2 protein-coding genes are annotated in these 2,535 nt (G+C 66.2%); both read left to right on the top strand.

From position 1 onward, the window contains the following. The first annotated feature begins 129 nt into the window (after positions 1-129). Complete coding sequence (locus ACSSVZ_RS28020; RefSeq protein ID WP_453974152.1) at positions 130-1,038, top strand: tyrosine-type recombinase/integrase; 909 nt, start codon at positions 130-132, stop codon at positions 1,036-1,038. Between the two features lie 3 nt (positions 1,039-1,041). Further along, the gene (locus ACSSVZ_RS28015; protein ID WP_453974151.1) at positions 1,042-2,235 is read left to right on the top strand and encodes an IS91 family transposase; all 1,194 of its coding nucleotides are present in this window, start codon (positions 1,042-1,044) and stop codon (positions 2,233-2,235) included. The last annotated feature ends 300 nt before the right edge of the window (positions 2,236-2,535 follow it).

The raw sequence follows: 2,535 nt of genomic DNA, 5'->3' as shown, positions 1-2,535 counted from the left end.
GAACGAACCCGCTGCGCGGGAGGGCGCCTGCGGTTGAGGTAGAGGGCACAGCCCCGGTCGTAGCGTTTGAATTGAGCGCCGTGCGGCGCGGGCAGAGCATGACGGGCTTCTTCAACAAGGAGCCTGACCATGACCTATCCCGTTCTCGATGCCCCTGTCAGCCCGCTGCGCCAGCGGCTGATCGACGACATGAACATGCGGCGTTTCTCGCAGGAGACGCAGCGCAACTATCTCCGCGATATCGGACGCCTGGCGACATTCCTTGGGCGCCCACCAGACACGGCGACCGCCGACGACCTGCGCCGGTTCCAGATCGAGCAGCAGGAAGACGGCGTTCCCGTTCCGACCATGAACAGCATCGTGTCGGCGCTGCGCTTCTTCTTCACCCAGACCGTCGACCGTCCGGACCTGGCGCGCAAGCTCGTCCGGTTGCCGCACCCACGCAAGCTGCCCGTGGTGCTGAGCCGCGACGAGGTCGCCCGGCTGCTCAACGCCACCACCTGCCTCAAGCATCAGGCCGCGCTGTCGGTCGCCTATGGAGCGGGCCTGCGTGTTGCCGAGGTGTCGACGCTGAAGGTCGCCGACGTCGATAGCGAGCGCATGCTGCTCAGGGTCGAGCGCGGCAAGGGCGGGCGCTATCGCAACGCCATGCTGTCGCAAGACCTACTCTTGTTGCTGCGTCAGTGGTGGAAGGTCGGGCGGCAGCAGGGTGTGATGCACCGCGACGGCTGGCTGTTCCCGGGGCAGCACGCAATGAAGCCGATCAGCACGCGGCAGCTCTATCGCATCGTCGTCGAGGCGGCCCAGGCCGCCGACATCGCCAAGCGGGTCGGACCGCACACGCTGCGCCATAGTTTCGCGACCCACCTCCTGGAAGACGGCACCGACATCCGGATCATCCAGGTCCTGCTCGGGCACGCCAAGCTCAACAGCACCGCTTTCTACGCCAAGGTCGCGACCCGGACGGTGCGCACGGTCACGAGCCCGCTCGACAAGCTCGGGCTGTTCAAGCCGGGGGAGAGTTCGCCAGACGGCTGAGCCGTGCGCGGCTCGATCGAGGTCGCCGACATCTTCCGTGCCGCCGGGCCAGCCTACCGGGCCGCACATGCAGGTCATCTGAGCTTACATCAGCTCAAGGTGATGTCTGCGATCGAGCATTGCCGCACCGCAGCCCTTGGCGGTCACGTCGAGGCCTGCGAGGACTGCGGCCAGTGGCGCATCGCCTACAACTCCTGCCGCAACCGGCACTGCCCGAAGTGCCAGGGCGCGGCGGCCAGGACGTGGCTTACCGAGCGCAAGGCGGACCTCTTGCCGGTCGGCTACTTTCACGTCGTGTTCACGCTGCCGGCCGAGGTCGCCGGCATCGCTTTCCAGAACAAGGCGCTCATCTACGACCTGTTGTTCAAGTCGGCATCGGAGACGATGCTGACGATCGCGGCGGATCCAAAGCATCTCGGCGCACGCATCGGCATTACCGGCGTGCTCCACACCTGGGGATCCGCGATGACCCATCATCCGCACGTGCACATGATCGTGCCCGGCGGCGGCATCTCGCTCGATGGGAAGGGCTGGGTCTCGTCGCGCCCGGCCTTCCTCCTCCCGGTGCGCGTGCTCGGCAAATTGTTCCGACGCCTGTTCCTCACCCGGCTGCTCACGCTGCATGACGCTGGACGGCTCGGCTTCTTCGGCACCCTTGCTCATCTCAGAGGCCGCCAAGCGTTCCTGCGCCACCTTTCTCCTGTCCGGAAGAAGCGGTGGGTGGTCTATGCCAAGGCGCCGTTCGCGGGACCGGAGGCGGTGCTCGCCTACCTCTCCCGCTACACTCACCGGGTCGCGATCTCAAACCGCCGCCTGATCGCCTTCGACGAGACCGGCGTCACCTTCCGCTACAAGGACTACCGCCGCGGCGAAGCGGATCGTCAGCAGGTGATGACTCTCGCGATCGACGAGTTCATCCGCCGTTTCCTGCACCATGTCCTGCCGCGCGGCTTCCACCGCATCCGCCACTACGGTCTGCTCGCCAGCTCCGCCCGGAAGACCAGCATCGCACGGGCCCGCGAACTTCTGTGCGTTGCCCCACCTCCCGATGACAATGCCCAGGACGAACCGCATGATTTCCGCCCGTCATGCCCGTGCTGCGGCGGGCGCATGATCGTGATTGAGGTGTTCGAACGATGGAGGCAGCCGCGCGCGCCGCCGGACGCAACCAGGGCGAACCGGGAGAACTGTCCATGACCCGGCATGGCATGCTCAAGCTTCAAGCCGCTGGCGCTCAGTCTCCGGCAACGGATCTGAACGCATCAATGGTGATTGCTGATGCCGATAGGCGCGTGTCGGGACCAGAACCGGGCCAACACCATCGCCCGGTGGCGCAACGAAGCGGCCTGTCCGCATCCATTCCGACGCTTCCACACGACGGTCACGCCGCCCCCCGGCACCGGCTAAATCCGAAATCCCCATAGCCCATCGCCTGGGGCCCGCGGGTTCCTTCCTCGGGGACTTTCGTACGCCTTTCGGCGCCCGAAACTCTTCACG

The sequence above is a fragment of the Amorphus sp. MBR-141 genome (assembly GCF_053628695.1).
The sequence above is the reverse complement of the archived record's forward strand: the minus strand, read 5'-3'. Positions and strand labels throughout refer to the sequence as shown.

Excerpts from the sequence above, each read along its gene's own strand:
- ACSSVZ_RS28020 (WP_453974152.1), top strand. The coding sequence starts at position 130 with ATGACCTATCCCGTTCTCGATGCCCCTGTCAGCCCGCTGCGCCAGCGG.